Below are 17,521 nucleotides of genomic sequence, written 5' to 3' on the forward strand. Positions count from 1 at the left end.
GCGTGACGGGCAAAGCCCGTAAATTAACTCCTCAAAAATGAATAATAAATAACGAAAAGTCTTTCACCATTTGCATACTGCTAATCTCGTGAAAGATTGTACTTTTTCATTTTTTCAACAAGCGTTGTACGCCTTACACCTAATATTTCTGCGGCGCGCGCAACAACGTAATCAAAACGCTCTAACGCTTGGGTAATTAAGCTTATTTCAAGCTCTGCTAAATAATCTTTAAGCTCTATGCCCTCTTCGGGTAATACGCCAGATCCCGGTTGGCTAAATTCAGGCTCTGGTTCATTATCATAATCGCTAAAGCCTGAGCTAAAAATATCGTTAAAGGCATCTTTTTCAAGTAGCTCTTCAGGGTATTCTGGCTCGTATGCGTCTACCTCTATGTAGCGATATTTATTGGGTAAATCGGGTACATCCACTACTTTTTCAGGGAACATAATCACCATGCGCTCCACTAAATTAGCAAGCTCTCGAATATTACCAGGCCAAGCATGCTCTTTTAGGCTCTCTACCGCGCGCTCTGTAAATTTAGCCGACGTACCACTTTGCTCATTCACACGACGCATTAACTCTTTAAGTAATAAAGGTATGTCGTCTGCACGCTCATTAAGAGACGGGTTTTCAATAGGAAACACATTTAAACGGTAATATAAATCTTCCCTAAAGCTGCCCTTTTCAATCATTTCCTCAAGGTTGCGATGAGTAGCGGCAATCACCCGTACATCTGCTTGAATAGCTTTGGTGCCACCTACACGCTCGTAGCTGCGCTCTTGTAATACCCGCAATAGCTTAACTTGCATTTGCAGCGGCATATCGCCAATTTCATCTAAAAATAGCGTACCGCCTTGAGCCAATTCAAAGCGCCCTTTACGTGCAGAAATAGCGCCGGTAAACGCCCCTTTTTCGTGACCGAATAACTCGCTTTCGAGCAACTCTCCAGGAATAGCGCCACAGTTTACTGGTACAAACGGCCCAGTATTGCGTTTAGATAATAAATGGACGTTACGCGCAACCACCTCTTTACCTGTACCCGACTCGCCTAAAATAAGCACATTTGCATCGGTTTTAGCCACTTGCTCAATTAAAAAGCGTACGTTTTTAACAGCATCGGTTTCGCCAACTAAACCATCAAATGTTTTATGTGGTTTATGCTGCTTGTGACTCCCAGGAAGCATACGTTGGTACTGTTGGCAGTCGTGTAATAACTGTGTGGTTACTTCGTGATTAAACGGCTCACAAATTAAGCCCACCACATTAGCAATACTTAATAAGGGCTTGAGTGTTTCACCAATCAGTAAAAAAGGTAGGGTTGGAAAACGCTTAATTAAGCTTTCATGATCTAAGCTTTGCAATGCACCTAAAATAACAATGCATTCTTGTTGTTGATACTTACTAGATACTTGCTCAAAATCACTTTCGTCAAGTAACTGCACAGCTTCCCCAATAAAGGTAAGCGATGCATTTAATCCTATTGCACGGTTATTATTATTATCTAAAATCAAGATCATAGTTAGCGAGCCATAATTTCACTAATTTATTTTATTAGCTAAATTGTAAGCGAGATCTGAATGGATGCAAGTAATAGCGGCGGTTTTTTGACATAAACGCCAAAAAATAGACATTGCTATAAAACAATAATACTTAATAATTAAAACTTAAGTACTGGTTTATCAATTAATACTTAAAGCTAATATTCTGTACTACTTTTACTTAGTGCATAAAATTACTTTGGTCAAAAATATAAACTATAATTAGCTTAAGTTGAAAGCAACGATGCCGATAACTAAATAAACGCAAGATGCTTGGCATTAATATTGCTTTTGTTTCGTACAGACGATTTCACATATTTATTTAGGATTTCCCCATGGCTCATGTTTCATTAAAAAAATATTCTCAAGTGCGTGCCAGCAACATCGCTGAAATGGCGCCCTATGAGCAAATTAACCTTATTTTTAGTAACATAATTGGCCGTTTGGCCGCTACTAAAGGTTTTATTGAGCGCAAAGAAATAGAAAAAAAAGGCGAAAACCTTTCAGCATGTATTTTACTACTAGGTGCACTTCAAGATGCGCTTAACTTAGAAGTAGAGCAAGATCCTAGTATTTCTGATAATTTATTGGCGCTATACGCATACTGCCAACGCAGGTTAACTCAAGCTAATATAAATAATGATATTGAAGCAGTTGTTGAAGTTTCAAGCATCATTAAAGAAATAAAAGAAGGCTGGGATAGTATTCCTGTCGATCAGCGTATTCCTGCGGTATAAACTAATGGCTTTAGAGCAAATAAGCAAAGCTGAGTACATTAACCAATTACTCAGCCAAATTGAAGTATTAGTGCAAAGCAACAAAGCTGATGACGCGACGCCAATTATGGCTACTTTAAATAGTGAGCTTGAGCGCTGGTGCGAAAGCGATAACCCGCCTAACGCCGAGCAGCTTATGGCAGTTCAAACCAACATAAACAACATTAGTAAACAAGCAAATGCTGTAAAAAATGAATCATCTAAAGCCATAATTAAACAAAAAAAAACAGGTAAAGCTATCTCTGCCTACAAATCAGTTTAACTAAGTATCGCACGACGCTATTTAAACTTAATTGAGCATAAAAAAACCGTTTATAAAACGGTTTTTTTATATAGGCATTAACAAATTTTAATGGTTATGAATTGTTACTCACCACACCAGGCATATTTTCAAGCTGCGCTTGCACATAACTACTTGTAGAGTTAAGGCTCGCGACTAGTAAATCCATGGCGTTGTACTGAGCGTATAGCCTGTCAGATAAAGACTCCATTTTGCTGGCAAGGCTAAGACGTTGATCATCTAAATCGTCTAGTTGGTTAGTTTTACTGTCTATACGGTTTTGGATAATACCGTCAGAGTCTGTATAAAAGCTCATTAGCTCATCAAAAGACTGCGCAAAACCGCCCTCGTCTTCGTCATCACCTACAAAAAACTGCTGTACTAAATCTACATCAGATTCTATTTGCTCGTTTAGTGTTTCAGTATTGAGTGTTAAAACACCGTAGCGATCTGTTTCAACACCTAATTGTGAAAGTGATAATGAATTACCATCGCCTAAATCAACCGACTCAGTTATTTCACTACGTAGCTTTGACATAACACCACGAAGGAGTGAATCACCCGCCATTACACCAGCACCGCTTTCACTTGATGCACCTAAATTATTACTGAGCTCTAACAGTTCGTTGTAACTTGTAATAAAGCTATTTAAACCTGCTTGTATATTATTATTATTTTCAGTGACAGATATATCGCTCACATCATCGTCGGCATCATGCAATTTTTTTGCGGTGATATCTACGCCATCAATTACATTGCTAAATTCATTTGTATTGCTAGATACCGTTAATGCGCCATCAATCGTTATTTGGGCATTTTGCGCAGCGTTTACTTCAGTTAAGTTTGTAGTATGGTTTAGTGGGTCGGCGTCAGATACATCGTAAGCTAACCGTGAAAGCCCACCTGTATCGGTATTATTACCATCATCATCTTGTACGGTAATAGTAATTGCGTTGTCTTCACCGGTTTCTTTACTAGTAAGCACTAAATGCTGACCTGAGTCACTGGTTACTATAGTCGCCACCACCGAGTCGTTACTGTCATTCCCAATAAAAGGGCCGTTATTAATTTGGTCGCGTAAATCTTCTAAGGTGTTGGTTGCTGATAAAACAGTAGAGAAGCTATTTTCACCAGAGCCAATTGTAATTACTCCCGCGCCAATGGCTTCATCGGCCGCAAATGCAGGGGACGATAATTTATGTGCTTGCGCTAATGCATCTACTTTTACGTTGTAGCTACCTGGTTGAGCGTCTTCATCTGCACTTATCGATATAAAATCATCACCGCCAGAAGCCGTGCGTTGTTGGTATTTATCGCTGTCTCCTAACGCTTCCATTGACGTTTGTACTTTTTCAAGCGCAGACTTTAATGCACCAACGGCAGAAATATCCGTAGTTAAGTTACTTTCGGTAGTATTTAAACGAGCCTCAGCTGGAGCTTGCTCAGCATTAACTAGTGCATCAACTATATCTGATACCGCTAAACCTGAGCCTAAACCATTAAACGAAATAGACATACTTCACCTCTTTAAACCCAAAAAACTTGACTAATAATATATCAACGATACGGCGACTAAACAGTTTGGTCGATTAAAATACCCGCAGATTCAGAAAGCTTTGACACTAAGCTTAACACTTCTTCCGAAGGGTATTGCTTAATTACATTACCACTCGTTTTATCAAGTATTTTAATAACATCACGGCCTGAGTCTTCATCAACTTGAAATTGCAGACTACGGCTCATCTCCCCCATAAACTCCTGCAATTGTTGCGCCACTTTTTCAAGCTGCTCACGCTCAAGTTGTTGGTTTTGTGAACTATTAGTCTCAGTTCCTTGTTGAGCGTATTGGTTGTTTAACTGATTTTGTGGGCCTTGTTCATCCGTTTTATTTACGTCATCAACAGCGCGCTGAATCAATGTCGCTCCAGACTGCCCTACTGGTTTATCTTCACCAGTTAAAGATGTTGATGCTATCGTAACTTCTGCGTTTGAAGTAATGGTGTTCATAACGCCTCCTAAATTTTGCCGAACTTGTATAGTTATTAAACTAACAATAGCTTAATTTATACCCTTAAACCACAAAAGGAGGTAGCTAAAGCCACCTCCTTGTTTTTAAAACTAATACTGACTTTATGTACTAGATAGCTAGCCATTAAGCTATAACGTTTAACTTATTAACCTAATAAGCTAAGTGCTGTTTGAGGTAACTGATTCGCTTGCGATAAAATTGACGTACCTGCTTGTTGCAAGATTTGGTTTTTCGTCATTTCTGCGGTTTCAGTTGCAAAATCTGTATCTTGAATACGGCTACGTGACGCTGATACGTTTTCTTCAATGTTAGCAAGGTTACTAATAGTGTGTCCGAAGCGGTTTTGAACAGCACCTAAGTCAGCTCTTTGAGAATCGATATCTGCTAACGCAGCATCAATAACTGCAAGTGCATTCTGAGAGCCCACAGCAGTTTTCAAATCAATTTTAGCTACCTGATCAAGCGTTGAAGAGGTCGCTCCTACAATATCCCCAGAAGTTCCACCTACTGAAAAACTATCTGAAGATGTTAGATTTAACTCAGCATCAACGACAACACCGCTATCGTCTGCAGTCGCAGAATTTAAGGTCATAGTGTTAGTTGCTCCACCCACAATCATAACACCAGCTACATCGGTTTCTTCAATAACAACACTATCAGTGTCACTTGAGTATGTTGCATTTACACCAGATTTACCCAAATCCGATGCAAGCTCTTTAGCTGACCCCTTATAACTAGCTAAATCAAACGTTTTATCTCCCACTGTCAGCGTTCCAGTATCAGCTGAGGTGAACCCTGCGATTGTAGCTGTTACACTTGTTTGAGCGTCTATACCTGTCCCCAAACCATTGATTGTAGCTGCAACTTCTTGAGCGTTTTGACCGCTTATGTCTGTCGCAGCGGAATTGCTTACAGGGCCTGAAAATGTCGTATCTGTTGACGTAGCTGTATTAAATGCAGTCCCAACTGCAGCTGTATTATTAAAAATACTACCACCACCTTTAATTGCATTCTGGCCAATACTATCAGCGGCAATATTACTCAAAGACACGTCTATAGTTTCGTTCGCATTTGCGCCCACCTGAAACTTTTTAGTAGCAAATGAACCATCTAGTAATTGCTGCCCACCAAAAGAAGTAGTTTCAGCTATTCGCGTTAACTCTGTTTGCAATGCTGAGACTTCTTTTTGAAGAGATGCTCTGTCTGAATCAGAGTTTGAGCCATTAGCCGATTGAAGAGCAAGCTCACGCATTCGTTGTAAAATATTTGTAGATTCGCTCATCGCGCCTTCAGCAGTTTGCGCCATTGAAATACCGTCGTTAGCGTTACGTTGCGCCACTGCTAAGCCATTTACCTGTGATGTTAAACGGTTTGAGATTTGTAGACCTGCCGCATCATCTTTTGCGCTATTAATACGCATACCCGATGATAGACGTTCCATAGAAGTTGCTAAATCAGAACCTGATTGAGATAAGTTACGTTGAGCATTTAGTGAAGATACATTTGTGTTTACTGAAATCATAATAAAACTCCTGATTACTTTCGTAATGTGACTGTTTAGATTTAACCAAGAGCTATCACAATTGTATGCTCAAGCTCTATACTGGTTAAGTTAACGGCAGGAAAAATACTATCTTTAGCGTTATTTTTATTTTTTTTTAAGTAATTCATAAGAATACACTTAAGAATCTGATTTTAAATAAAATAATTAATTATATTTTTTGTTAAATGTTATTTATTTTCTTGAAACATGCTACTTACCTTCAATAAAATAAAGAAGCACACCATGAAAGGTGTGCTTCTTATTATCGGTTTTACTAATTAGAGGTCGTTGCTAACCACCTAGCAAGCTAATAGCCGCCTGTGGAATTTGATTAGCCTGCGAAAGTATTGATGTACCCGCCTGCTGTAATATCTGATTTTTAGTCATATGTGCTGTTTCAGTTGCAAAATCTGTATCTTGAATACGGCTGCGTGAAGCAGATACATTTTCGGAGATGTTTGCAAGATTACTGATTGTGTGACCAAAACGGTTCTGTACTGCACCTAAATCAGCTCTTTGCGCATCGATCCCTGCTAATGCAGCATCAATAACTGCTAACGCATCTTGAGAACCTACAGCTGTTTTTAAATCAATTTTTGCTACCTGATCAAGCGTTGAAGAGGTCGCTCCTACAATATCCGCAGAAGTTCCACCGACAGAAAAACTCTCTGAGGATGTTAAGTTTAATTGAGCATCAACAACAACACCGCCATCGTCTGCAGTCGTAGAATTTAAGGTCATAGTGTTAGTTGCTCCACCCACAATCATAACACCAGCTACATCGGTTTCTTCAATAACAACACTATCGGTATCACTTGAATATGTAGCATTTACACCTGACTTACCCAAATCCGATGCAAGTTCCTTAGCTGAACCTTTATAACTAGCTAGATCAAACGTTTTATCTCCCACAGTCAACGTCCCAGTGTCACCTGATGTAAAACCTGCAATTGTAGCTGTTACGCTTGTTTGAGCGTCTATACCTGTCCCCAAACCATTGATTGTAGCTGCAACTTCTTGAGCGTTTTGACCGCTTATGTCTGTCGCAGCGGAATTGCTTACAGGGCCTGAAAATGTCGTATCTGTTGACGTAGCTGTATTAAATGCAGTCCCAACTGCAGCTGTATTATTAAAAATACTACCACCACCTTTAATTGCATTCTGGCCAATACTATCAGCAGCAATATTACTCAAAGACACGTCTATAGTTTCGTTCGCATTTGCGCCCACCTGAAATTTCTTTGTTCCATATGAGCCATCTAGTAATTGCTGCCCACCAAATGAGGTTGTGTCAGCTATACGTGTGAGCTCTGTCTGTAATGCGGAGACTTCTTTTTGTAAAGCATCACGGTCTGAATCAGAATTTGAGCCATTAGCCGATTGCAAAGCAAGCTCTCGCATACGCTGTAGAATATTAGTTGATTCTTGCATCGCACCTTCAGCGGTTTGCGCCATGGAAATACCATCATTCGCGTTACGTTGAGCAACTGACAAACCATTTATTTGTGAGGTTAAGCGGTTTGAAATTTGTAAGCCCGCCGCATCATCTTTAGCGCTATTAATACGCATGCCAGAGGCTAAACGCTCCATTGAGGTAGCCAAACCTTCGCCAGATTTAGTTAAGTTACGTTGTGCGTTTATTGACGACACATTAGTATTTACTGTTAATGCCATTTTACCATCTCCTAGGTTTAAACAGAGTGTGGTTCAACACGTTTTAACAGGAACCACTATTCGATAATTTCTAATTATTAGAAAGCATTTACTGTGCCAACTTTTAAACAAATATAACCGCATGTTTTTAAAGCCTTTTCAATCAAAATGTCAAACGTTAATAATAAGTTACCTGGTTAGCTGGAGGGATGACAAATTATTGCCGCTTTTTTGAGGGAGGTTTTTGCCGCTTTGTATTAACTAAAGCGGCAAGGTATTTCTGCTTATAATCTGTTTATAAGTAATCAAATAAAGAAAGGTTAGTTAAACGGCCAAACGTGGCTTGTGAGGCTTGCAGTGCGGTTTCTTGTTTAGTGAGTTCACTAATGGCTTCTGCCATGTCTACCTCTACTAAATCAGATAGGTTGCTTTTGTTTTGAATATCTTGCGCAAGATTAGAGTCGCTAACTCTTTCAAGTGCATTCATACGCCCACCTAAACTTGCTTGTGTAAACACAACTTGCTCGCTGGCATTTTGTAATTGCACTAAGCCATCGGCTAGTACTTGCTGAAAATCATCACCCTCAAGTGTGCCGTCATTTAAACTTGTAATAAGCGATTGTAATGTATTAAGCACGTTTTCTTTGTGCGGCTTTTCGAGGGTAAAATCTAGCTGGCCTGGTGCTGCGCCTTCAAATTCGATTTTCATGCCTGCAAAATCGATTGTATTATCATTAACTTCCCCTGTTTGAGGGGGGTCAAGCGGCACGCCATCTTGTAAAATTTCATATGTATCAGGATCGTTTACTGTTGCACCAGCTGTGGTTACAACACTAAAAGTATTTGCTGTGGGTGACACTGAAGTCCCTGGATCAGCATTGTAATTTGTCTGATGAAACTTATCGAACTCTGTTTGACCATCGACATAAACCGTCCCTGCAGTAATATTATTTGCAGGCGTAGTTACCGGAATCGCAGCTTGATTATCAGTAACATCAAGTCGTGCGTCGCTTTTCTCAAACGTATCAAAACCGTTATCGCTAGATTTAATACTTACACCTTCAGCAATAGTTATTACATGCTGGCCTTGATCTCCATTATAAGTATATTCACCCGTAGTAGAGTCAAACTGGTATGGTTGAGTGCTATCTTGGTAGCCTGAAAAAATAAACTTACCGTCTTCTGAGCGGGTATTCATTAAATTGACGAGTGTTTTTTGTATTTCACTCAGCTCAGCCGCGATTGACTCTAAATCATCTTGAGTATAAGCACCATTGCCCGCTTGAATCGCTAGCTCTTGTGCTTGTTGGATATTGGTATTTATACTTTGTAAGATGGTTTCTTCAGTCTCAAGACGGCCAGTTAATTGGTCAATATTTTTAGTATATTGCTCATTTGTTTGTATTTTATTTGAATACAGCATTCCTTGCGAGATAGCGGCAGGTGCTTCTGAGGTAGTTAAGTATTTTTTACCTGTTGTTACTTGCTCTTGTGCATTAGCAACACTTTGTTGGTTATCGAGTATTTTATTAATGTTGTTTTGATACATTAAGTTATTTGATAAACGCATAATTACCTCGCTGCACTTAATAAGGTGTCAAAAATTTCTTGAGCTGCAGCCAACACTTGAGCTGATGCTGAATATGATTGCTGAAAACGCAGTAAATTGGCAGCCTCTTCATCTAGGTTTACACCTGAGAGCGACTCATACCACGCTTCTGATTGCTCTGCTAACGCATCAAATGCGCTAGCACTGGTAATGGCTTGGCCAGTGACTACGCCAATATCACTCACTAACCCTGAATAGGCTTGGTTAAACGTGCCATGATTGTCGGCAGCGGCTGTTGTCACTACATTTTTACGCACTAATTCGCCATTTTGTAAATCAGCAAGTTTTAAACCATTACGGTTATCATCAAAGCCGCCTTCGTTAAATTCAAGGGTAAAAGTGTCTCCAGTAGCTGGCGTGCCTTCAATATCAAAATCAAAGCCATAGTTGCTATAAGGTACGCCAGCCTGAGCCAGTACGCCCTCTGCTGGAGGCGTTACTGTAAACGTAGAGGTGCCATTTGCATCTGTAATTTGATATTCGTTTGCAGTGCCTGTTTTAACTAACGTGATATCGCCATTGGCTAAACCAGGGGTAGTGTTAAAGCCACCCGAGGTAACACTTGTTACTTCTCCGGCTGAAATAGTCGCTGTACCTACATTATCTATGCTGTTAGCTGTACGAATAGGCGATGCCAGTGCTAAGTCTTCACCGCGGCTTGTCGCAAGGGAAATACTGGTTGCCGCCTCTGAGTTAAGTTTAATTTGAAACTGATCACCTGTATTACCAGTACCTGCTACATCAATTTGTAAACCAAACGACTCCCCACTCGTAATATCATCTGAGTCGATAACACCAGATGGCGGTATCGTCGCTAAAGAGGCGCTGCCTATCGGCTCCCCTTTATTATCTATAGGCTGAATGCTCACTTCATTTGCATTAGCGGTATAAGTAACAATAAAGTCGCTGGCAGGCAGTTCACTGCCTTTACCAGCCTCAAGCGTGGCAGTTAAACTGGCGCCGCCGGTATTAGCTTGGTATGCATAAGCACCCACGGTAGGTATATTAAATATATCACCGCCTAGCTCGCCGTTAGCATCCATACCCAATTTATTTTGCTCGTTGAACGCATCTGCAATGGCCAATCCCATTTGGCCAATTTGGTTTTGTGCAGGCACGAGTATGTCGTCTCTAAAAGCCAACAAGCCGCCAATTTTGCCTTTTAATTTAGTTGCATCTATTTCTAGCGGCACAGCTTTGCCGCCATTAACGTCAAGCGTCAATTCTTTAAAATTAGGATCGGGGTCGCCCGACAGTGAAAACAAGTTAAATGTACCGTTTTCCATAACTAAAGATTCACCGCTGCCCATAAAGACGAGTTTTTCGCCATTAGGGCCATCAAGTGTTTCTATATCAACAAGCTCTGATAATTCACGAATCGCTAAGTCGCGCTGGTTATAAATAGAGCTTGCGCTTGATGCGTTATTTGTGCCATTTACGACTGCAATTTCTTGGTTTAACGTATTTATATTTTGGATAAGTGAGTTGGCTTCTTCAGAAAAAATCTCAAGCTGCTCATTCACTATACCTTGTTGCTCAAGCACGATACCCGAAAGCCTATCCATTTGATCAACTAAGCTTTGCGCATCGGTCATTACTAATGAGCGAGCAACTGTTGAAGATGGCTGATTTAGCGCCTCTTGCACGTTATTAAATAATGAATTTATGCCCGTTGATAAGTTATTAGACTCTTCTGAAAAAATAGTATCAACACGGTTGGCTTCTGTTACAAATTGATCAAAAAACGATTTATTTGAGGTGTCACGGTTTAACTGCGACTGGGCAAACTCGTTCAATAATCTGTATGTTTCGCCGCGACCTACTTGGTTATCTACCATCGTAGTAAATTCAGTGCGCTCACGTACGTAGCCTTCTGTATTTACATTGGTGATGTTTTTACTGGTCGTTTGCAACAGCTCAGAGCTTGAACGCACCCCAGCACTGGCAATATTTAATAAACTAAACGACATATTACTTCACTCCTTGGGTAAACGCGCTTGTTGCAATATTTTTAAGCTCACTGCTATTTAGCACTTTTTTTATTTTACTCGCGTAATTAGGATCGGTTGCATAGCCTGCTTTTTGTAGCGAATCTAAAAATTCGTTTGGCTGTGCTGTTTTTTGTAATGCTTCTTCGTAGCGTGGGTTTTGCGTTAAAAAATCGACAAAGTCGTTCACGCTTTCTTTTATAGATTCGTAAGCTCTAAAACTTGCTTGCTTTTTAACAGGGGTACCTTGCTCAAATTCAAGCGTTACTTTACTTGCTTTATCGCCTTCCCAGCTTTTATCTGATTTAATATTGAACAGGTTATTTGAGCTATTCCCGTCGCTTTTATTAATAATATGCTTACCCCAACCCGTCTCAAGTGCCGCTTGGGCCACCATTACTGCAGGGTTTAAACCAATTTTTTCGGCCGCTGTTTTAGCATGCTCCCACACTGCACTAACAAACTCTTCAGCATTATTAAATGACGACTGTTGTGTAGGCTGTGTTGTGGTTTTAGTTTGTGTTGCCGCGCTGCTGACTACTGAGTCATCTTTATTTGCTTGCTTTTCACTGTGTACCTTTTCGTGCGGTAGTTCAGAGCCTGCGCGTTTATCACTGATAAAGTCGTTAGTAGTTCTTAATACGGAGCCAGGCATAAAGTTCTCAGCCTCTGGTGAGAGCTGCTGAACAATTAAATCAGCCAAACCCAAAGACCCATTTGATGAAAGCTCAGAAGAGAGCTGCTGATCGTGCATTTCTTCAAAAAACTTTACACCGCTTGAGTTAAACGGGCTGTCTTCATCTTCAAATGCTTCGTTGGCTTTACGCATCCCTTTTAGAAGCATTTGTGTAAAAATAGCTTCAAATTGTGCCGCTGCTTTTTTTAGCGCCGCTTTAGACGCATCAGTAGATGCATCACCGCTGTTTAAAGCGTCTTGACGTAAAGTATTAAGATTACTTAAATCAAAAAAGTTTTGCTTATCGAGGTGATTTGTTTCCATCAGCTTTTTGACACAAAAATGAATAATGCTTTAAGAAATGCAAAAATTGAGCCAAAGAAAGGTAAACAGTAAAAAGCTTAAGTACCTTTTGAGTACTTAAGCATTATGTGGAAGGGTAAACATTCTTAAAAATAATTAAATAACAACAAGCTGTCCGTTAATTGCACCCGCTTCTTTAAGCGCTTCTAAAATAGCCATTAGGTCTCCAGGTGCTGCGCCTACTTCATTTATAGCACGCACTAAGTCATCTAAGCTAACGCCGGGGTTAAAAACAAACGCACGAGAATCATCTTGATTAACGTCAATAATACTTTGCTGTGTAACAACAGTTTCGCCTTCTGCTAACGGATTAGGCTGCGTTACATTTTGCTGTTCAGCAATTGTGACTGTTAGGCCGCCATGGGTTATTGCCGCAGGCTGTAGCTTCACATTTTTGCCAATGACAATCGTTCCCGTACGTGAATTAACAATAATCTTGGCTGAGGTATCAGCAGGCTTAAACTCTAGGTTTTCAAGCGTTGATAAATAAGACACTCGTTGCGATGCATCACGTGGCGCAATAACGCGTACTGAGGCAGCGTCAATAGCTTGTGCACTATTAGGGCCTACCAAATTGTTAATTGTTGCTTCTAAACGTTTTGCCGTTGTAAAGTCTGGGCGGTTTAAGTTAAAAGTAATGTAGTCGCCTTGCATAAAAGGGCTTTTAACTTCGCGCTCAACAGTGGCTCCGTTAGGTACGCGGCCAACTGTCGGGGTGTTAATGACCACTTTGCTGCCATCAAGCCCTTGTGCTCCTAAACCACCCACAATTAGGCTACCTTGTGCTATGGCGTATACGTTTCCATCCACCCCTTTTAAGAAAGTTTGGAGCAAGGTGCCGCCACGTAAACTGCCTGCACTGCCAATAGAAGATACCGTAATATCAATTGTTTGACCCGGCTTTCTAAACGGCGGAAGCTCAGCATGGACTGCCACTGCTGCTACGTTTTTAATTTTAGGGCTTTGTGTTGAAGGCAGTGTAATACCAAAACTGTTTAGCATGCCTCTAAAACTTTGTTGCGTGTAAGAGTTTTGCTCTCCAGTACCAGGTAGCCCCACCACTAAACCATAGCCAACCAATTGGTTAGCACGTACACCTTCAACCATAGAGACATCTTTTATACGCTCGGCGCTGGCAGAAAATTGCCAGCCTAGCAGTATGATCAAAATAAACGCTTTAATGCTATTCATACTACTATCCTCTAAAACGGAAATAACGAGCTACTAAAGAAACGTGTTAACCACCCTGGGCTTTGCGCTTCTTGTGTTTGTCCTTTACCTGAATATTGAATTCGGGCATTGGCAATTCTATTCGACTCAACCGTGTTATCGGCGCTTACATCTTGCGGACGTACAAGGCCTTCGAGCCTAATAAACTCTTCGCCGGTGTTAAGTGTTAGCCATTTTTCACCACGAATAACTAAGTTACCATTGGGTAAAACACGCATAACATTCACCGAGATATCGCCCACTAAACTGTTTGACTGATTTGATTTAGAGTCACCGGTAAATGATGAATCACTACCAATGCCAAACTGAATACTGTCGCCACCTATATTTACTGGTAAACCACCTAACCCAATAACGGGGTCTAGGCTGGCTTCGGTTTCTTTATCGGTTTCGGTTTTAGCCGCTTTTGTAGCTTGTGTTGACTCTTCAAGCTTAACGGTAATTATATCGCCGGTTCTAAGTGCTTTTTTGTCTGAATACAAATCATTAAATGTATTGGTGTTAAACAATGAACCCGTTGCAACAACAGGCTCTGCTACAGGCTCTGGGTACATGGGTGCGTAGTAGGGGTCATCTTGAACCACTTCACTATTTTGCGTAGAAACACAGCCACTTAAAAATAAGGTGCCTGCTGCAAATAAAATAACATTACGCATAACTATCCCCTTGTGCACGGTTATAACTGTTGATTGATGTAGCTCATCATTTCGTCAACGGCCGAAATTACTTTTGAGTTCATTTCGTAAACACGTTGAGTTTCGATAAGGTTTACCAATTCTTCCGTTACATTAACGTTTGATGTTTCAAGTGAGCCTTGAATAATAGTTCCTAAGCCTTCTACGCCTGGATTACCTTGAACAGGCGCACCACTAACAGCGGTTTCGGTGTAAAGGTTTTGACCAATTGGCTCAAGACCCGATGGATTAATAAAGTCACTAATTGTTAGCTGGCCAATCACCACGTTATCGGCTTGCCCTGCAACGCGTACAGATACTTCACCATCTTGAGAGACTGTAATTGATTGCGCATCATCGGGTACATTCATTTCGGGCTGAACAACAAAACCTGCACCTGAGGTAACAATGCGGCCGTCTTCATCGGTAGTAAATTGTCCATTTCGCGAATACGCAATATTGCCATCGGGTTGCAGCACTTCAAAAAAGCCTTCGCCTGAAATCATCCAATCGAGTGAATTTTCGGTGGTGAGCATATTACCTTGCGTAAACTCTTTTTGGTTAGCAACCACTTTTGCACCAGCACCTAGCATTAGGCCTGATGGCAGCTCGGTATCTTGTGAAGATCGCCCGCCAGGCTGGTTGATGTTTTGATACAGTAAATCTTCAAAAATAGCGCGGCTTTTTTTGTAACCTACGGTACTGGCATTCGCCAAGTTATTTGAAATAACTGAAATATCAGTTTGTTGAGCGTCTAGCCCTGTTTTACTTATCCACAATGCAGGATTCATAAGTATGCCCTCATTTTAAAGTTAAACTATGCGCATCAACTGATCTTGACGTTCGTCAATCTCTTCAGCTGTTTTCATTAGTTTTACTTGTAGCTCAAATTGACGTTGGTGGTTGATCATATCGACCATTTCGTGAACTGGATTAACGTTAGACATTTCCAGTGCACCACTTAACACTTTTACATTTGCAGAGGTATCGACGGTTTGCCCTGGTACAGGTCTAAATAAACCATCGTTGCCTTTTTCAAGCTCTCTGCTGTTTCCTTCAACAACGCGCAGCGTGTCTACTTCTTCTAAAAAATTGGCTGGTGCCCCTTGCGGGCGAACCTGTATGGCGCCATCTTCACTAAAACTTATTTTTTCTATAGGAACCGGTAAAATTACGGGGCCACCTTCGCCAATAACTTGACGACCATGACTTGTTACCAACATACCTTGCGCAGTAATGTTTAGCGTGCCTACTTTTGTATAGGCTTCGTTTCCTGAGTCATCTTGAACCGCAAGCCAGGCGTTATCGCTCATGGCAATATCTAAATCACGACCTGTTTCGATTATGCCGCCAGAGGTCATGTTAGAACCTGGTCGCTCTTGCATTGAAAACACGCGCGTTGGCAAGCCCTCGCCAAATGCTTGCATAGAGCGCGCTTGCGCAAAGTCAGCTTTAAAGCCTGTGGTGTTTGCGTTTGCCAAATTATTGGCTTTAAGTGCAAGCCCTTGTAGGCTTTGCTTAGCGCCAGAGGCTGCAATGTAGACCATTTTGTCCATAACATCGACTCACATAAAAAATCTCTGAGTTGATAAATGCAAAATAGATGCCAGGTTAAATTTGACGCAATATAAGGAAGGTATTGAACGGTTCAGCTACGCTAGTTTTAGCTACATAGCTACAAAAAAGGCTGCAAAAATGCAGCCTTAAAATCTTAACCAAAAATAAGGTTAACTTATCGAATCTGCAAAATACTTTGCTGAATTGTTGAGTTAACTTCAAGCGCTCTTGAGTTTGCTTGGTAGTTACGTTGAGCGGTAATCAAATCAACTAATTCGTTTGTTAAGTTGGTATTTGATTGCTCAAGCGCGGATGAATTAATACTACCAAAAGTACCCGAGCCTGCTTCACCGGCCACTGGCTCACCAGAGTCTATACTTTGCTTCCAGCTGGTATCGCCTACTTGCGAAAGGCCTTGAGAGTTTGGAAAGCGAACCATAGCAACTTGGCCTAAGTAGGTTGAATCGCCATTGCTGTATGAGGCAACAATTTTACCGTCTGTGCCAATATCAATGCCCGCTAAACGACCCACTGTAGAACCATCTTGGTCAAGTGCTTTTACTTCAAAGCCACTTGAGTACTGAGTTGGAATACGGCCAGCTGTGTTGTTTTCATCACGCCAGTTTAGCTCAATACCTGTACTTGGGAATGTTGCGCCGTTATCAAGCATTGACGATAAACCAGTACCTGCACCTGCCGGTAAATTAATTTCATCAAACGTGGTGGCGTTAGTATTTGCTACACCATCTGTTGTGGCGGGTAAACCGCTAGAATCAAAACCAAGTGTGGTAATAGGTGTATATGGTGTAGTTGTTTGCTCTGCACCAGATGTACCGTCTACCACTTTACCATCAAGCGTAGCGTATACTTCCCAGCTATTGTCTGTACCACCTGCAGCTGCATCTTCTTCTTTTACAAAAAAGTATTGCAGAATATGTGGTTCACCTAATGAGTCGTAAACAGTAGTAGACGTCGACGAATTATAGGTACCGTTCGATGTCGGATCAAAATCGAGGCCTGTTGCATCCGCTGTTGCATCTAAGTTGAACGATAAAAATACGTTTTCGGTTGCGCGAGGCGAACCAGATGAATCAGGAATTTGAATTGGGTTAGTTGTACTTAGACTTACCGATGTGGTATCACCTGATGACTCGTCTACTGGAAAAGCTTGTAAATAATTACCTTTGGCATCAACCATAAAGTTATCTTGGTTAAGCTTAAATGCACCTGCACGAGTGTAGGTTAAATCTTGCGACGAAATATCGTCGGTCATTGCAAAATACCCTTCACCGGTAATCGCTAAGTCTAATGAGTTGTTAGTAAATTGCAGTGACCCTTGGTGGAATTGCTGTGCAACCATGGTTGTTTGCACACCATCACCGTTTTTAGTTTTACCTGCACTAAAAACAGATGCAGCGTATACATCGGCAAATTCAGCACGCGATTCTTTAAAACCGGTGGTGTTTACATTAGCAATATTGTTTGCTGTTACGTCTAAGTCTTTTTGAGCGGCAGCTAGGCCTGTAAGTGCGATATTAAAGCTCATAATTCACCTCTAACTTTTAATCTAATAGCCTGCTAGCAGGCGAAATACTTTTTAATTGG

15 protein-coding genes are annotated in these 17,521 nt (G+C 40.9%); 2 read left to right on the forward strand and 13 right to left on the reverse strand.

The genetic code is table 11. The features are described from left to right. Window positions 1-80: 80 nt before the first annotated feature. Window positions 81-1,517: a sigma-54 dependent transcriptional regulator gene (locus tag VOI46_RS12060; RefSeq protein ID WP_004588285.1), complete on the reverse strand. Its 1,437-nt coding sequence runs from the start codon at window positions 1,515-1,517 to the stop codon at window positions 81-83. 356 nt (window positions 1,518-1,873) lie between these two features. Between VOI46_RS12060 and fliS the strand changes: the two genes are divergently transcribed. Together fliS and VOI46_RS12070 are read left to right on the forward strand one after the other, a co-directional pair. After that, on the forward strand, window positions 1,874-2,275 hold the full coding sequence (gene fliS, locus VOI46_RS12065) for a flagellar export chaperone FliS (protein ID WP_004588284.1): 402 nt from the start codon (window positions 1,874-1,876) through the stop codon (window positions 2,273-2,275). A gap of 4 nt (window positions 2,276-2,279) precedes the next feature. Further along, window positions 2,280-2,576, forward strand: coding sequence for a hypothetical protein (locus VOI46_RS12070; RefSeq protein ID WP_324738038.1), 297 nt, complete (start codon window positions 2,280-2,282; stop codon window positions 2,574-2,576). A gap of 94 nt (window positions 2,577-2,670) precedes the next feature. Here the strand turns inward: VOI46_RS12070 and fliD are convergent, their stop codons facing one another. The 12 genes from fliD to flgE all read right to left on the reverse strand — a co-directional run bounded on the left by fliD (window position 2,671) and on the right by flgE (window position 17,462). Further along, window positions 2,671-4,110 (reverse strand): flagellar filament capping protein FliD, encoded by a 1,440-nt coding sequence (gene fliD, locus VOI46_RS12075; protein ID WP_324738039.1) that lies wholly within the window; start codon window positions 4,108-4,110, stop codon window positions 2,671-2,673. A 56-nt stretch (window positions 4,111-4,166) separates the two neighbouring features. Next, complete coding sequence (locus VOI46_RS12080; protein ID WP_324738040.1) at window positions 4,167-4,601, reverse strand: flagellar protein FlaG; 435 nt, start codon at window positions 4,599-4,601, stop codon at window positions 4,167-4,169. Between the two features lie 167 nt (window positions 4,602-4,768). Continuing rightward, the gene (locus tag VOI46_RS12085) at window positions 4,769-6,148 is read right to left on the reverse strand and encodes a flagellin (protein WP_324738262.1); all 1,380 of its coding nucleotides are present in this window, start codon (window positions 6,146-6,148) and stop codon (window positions 4,769-4,771) included. A 309-nt stretch (window positions 6,149-6,457) separates the two neighbouring features. Next, a complete protein-coding gene (locus VOI46_RS12090) occupies window positions 6,458-7,840 on the reverse strand; it encodes a flagellin (protein ID WP_324738041.1) in 1,383 nt (460 codons plus the stop codon). A gap of 274 nt (window positions 7,841-8,114) precedes the next feature. Next, on the reverse strand, window positions 8,115-9,389 hold the full coding sequence (gene flgL / locus VOI46_RS12095; RefSeq protein ID WP_324738042.1) for a flagellar hook-associated protein FlgL: 1,275 nt from the start codon (window positions 9,387-9,389) through the stop codon (window positions 8,115-8,117). Between the two features lie 2 nt (window positions 9,390-9,391). Then, window positions 9,392-11,398, reverse strand: a complete 2,007-nt coding sequence (gene flgK, locus VOI46_RS12100) for a flagellar hook-associated protein FlgK (protein ID WP_324738043.1) — start codon at window positions 11,396-11,398, stop codon at window positions 9,392-9,394. A 1-nt stretch (window position 11,399) separates the two neighbouring features. Then, complete coding sequence (gene flgJ / locus VOI46_RS12105) at window positions 11,400-12,416, reverse strand: flagellar assembly peptidoglycan hydrolase FlgJ (protein ID WP_324738044.1); 1,017 nt, start codon at window positions 12,414-12,416, stop codon at window positions 11,400-11,402. Between the two features lie 135 nt (window positions 12,417-12,551). Continuing rightward, entirely contained in the window at window positions 12,552-13,646 is a 1,095-nt protein-coding gene (locus VOI46_RS12110) for a flagellar basal body P-ring protein FlgI (RefSeq protein WP_004588022.1), read from the reverse strand. 11 nt (window positions 13,647-13,657) lie between these two features. Further along, window positions 13,658-14,341 (reverse strand): flagellar basal body L-ring protein FlgH, encoded by a 684-nt coding sequence (gene flgH / locus VOI46_RS12115; RefSeq protein ID WP_004588021.1) that lies wholly within the window; start codon window positions 14,339-14,341, stop codon window positions 13,658-13,660. Between the two features lie 20 nt (window positions 14,342-14,361). Beyond that, window positions 14,362-15,150, reverse strand: a complete 789-nt coding sequence (flgG, locus tag VOI46_RS12120; RefSeq protein WP_004588020.1) for a flagellar basal-body rod protein FlgG — start codon at window positions 15,148-15,150, stop codon at window positions 14,362-14,364. A gap of 21 nt (window positions 15,151-15,171) precedes the next feature. Next, complete coding sequence (locus VOI46_RS12125; RefSeq protein ID WP_004588019.1) at window positions 15,172-15,915, reverse strand: flagellar basal body rod protein FlgF; 744 nt, start codon at window positions 15,913-15,915, stop codon at window positions 15,172-15,174. 176 nt (window positions 15,916-16,091) lie between these two features. Beyond that, on the reverse strand, window positions 16,092-17,462 hold the full coding sequence (gene flgE, locus VOI46_RS12130; protein ID WP_004588018.1) for a flagellar hook protein FlgE: 1,371 nt from the start codon (window positions 17,460-17,462) through the stop codon (window positions 16,092-16,094). Window positions 17,463-17,521 lie beyond the last annotated feature (59 nt).

This window comes from Pseudoalteromonas sp. CuT4-3 (assembly GCF_035666335.1).
In the GTDB taxonomy this organism is placed as follows: domain Bacteria; phylum Pseudomonadota; class Gammaproteobacteria; order Enterobacterales; family Alteromonadaceae; genus Pseudoalteromonas; species Pseudoalteromonas atlantica.

Excerpts from the sequence above, each read along its gene's own strand:
- fliS (WP_004588284.1), top strand. The coding sequence starts at position 1,874 with ATGGCTCATGTTTCATTAAAAAAATATTCTCAAGTGCGTGCCAGCAAC.
- VOI46_RS12070 (WP_324738038.1), top strand. The coding sequence starts at position 2,280 with ATGGCTTTAGAGCAAATAAGCAAAGCTGAGTACATTAACCAATTACTC.
- flgE (WP_004588018.1), bottom strand. The coding sequence starts at position 17,462 with ATGAGCTTTAATATCGCACTTACAGGCCTAGCTGCCGCTCAAAAAGAC.
- flgG (WP_004588020.1), bottom strand. The coding sequence starts at position 15,150 with ATGAATCCTGCATTGTGGATAAGTAAAACAGGGCTAGACGCTCAACAA.
- flgH (WP_004588021.1), bottom strand. The coding sequence starts at position 14,341 with ATGCGTAATGTTATTTTATTTGCAGCAGGCACCTTATTTTTAAGTGGC.
- VOI46_RS12060 (WP_004588285.1), bottom strand. The coding sequence starts at position 1,517 with ATGATCTTGATTTTAGATAATAATAATAACCGTGCAATAGGATTAAAT.
- VOI46_RS12090 (WP_324738041.1), bottom strand. The coding sequence starts at position 7,840 with ATGGCATTAACAGTAAATACTAATGTGTCGTCAATAAACGCACAACGT.
- flgK (WP_324738043.1), bottom strand. The coding sequence starts at position 11,398 with ATGTCGTTTAGTTTATTAAATATTGCCAGTGCTGGGGTGCGTTCAAGC.
- fliD (WP_324738039.1), bottom strand. The coding sequence starts at position 4,110 with ATGTCTATTTCGTTTAATGGTTTAGGCTCAGGTTTAGCGGTATCAGAT.
- VOI46_RS12110 (WP_004588022.1), bottom strand. The coding sequence starts at position 13,646 with ATGAATAGCATTAAAGCGTTTATTTTGATCATACTGCTAGGCTGGCAA.
- flgL (WP_324738042.1), bottom strand. The coding sequence starts at position 9,389 with ATGCGTTTATCAAATAACTTAATGTATCAAAACAACATTAATAAAATA.
- VOI46_RS12125 (WP_004588019.1), bottom strand. The coding sequence starts at position 15,915 with ATGGACAAAATGGTCTACATTGCAGCCTCTGGCGCTAAGCAAAGCCTA.
- VOI46_RS12080 (WP_324738040.1), bottom strand. The coding sequence starts at position 4,601 with ATGAACACCATTACTTCAAACGCAGAAGTTACGATAGCATCAACATCT.
- flgJ (WP_324738044.1), bottom strand. The coding sequence starts at position 12,416 with ATGGAAACAAATCACCTCGATAAGCAAAACTTTTTTGATTTAAGTAAT.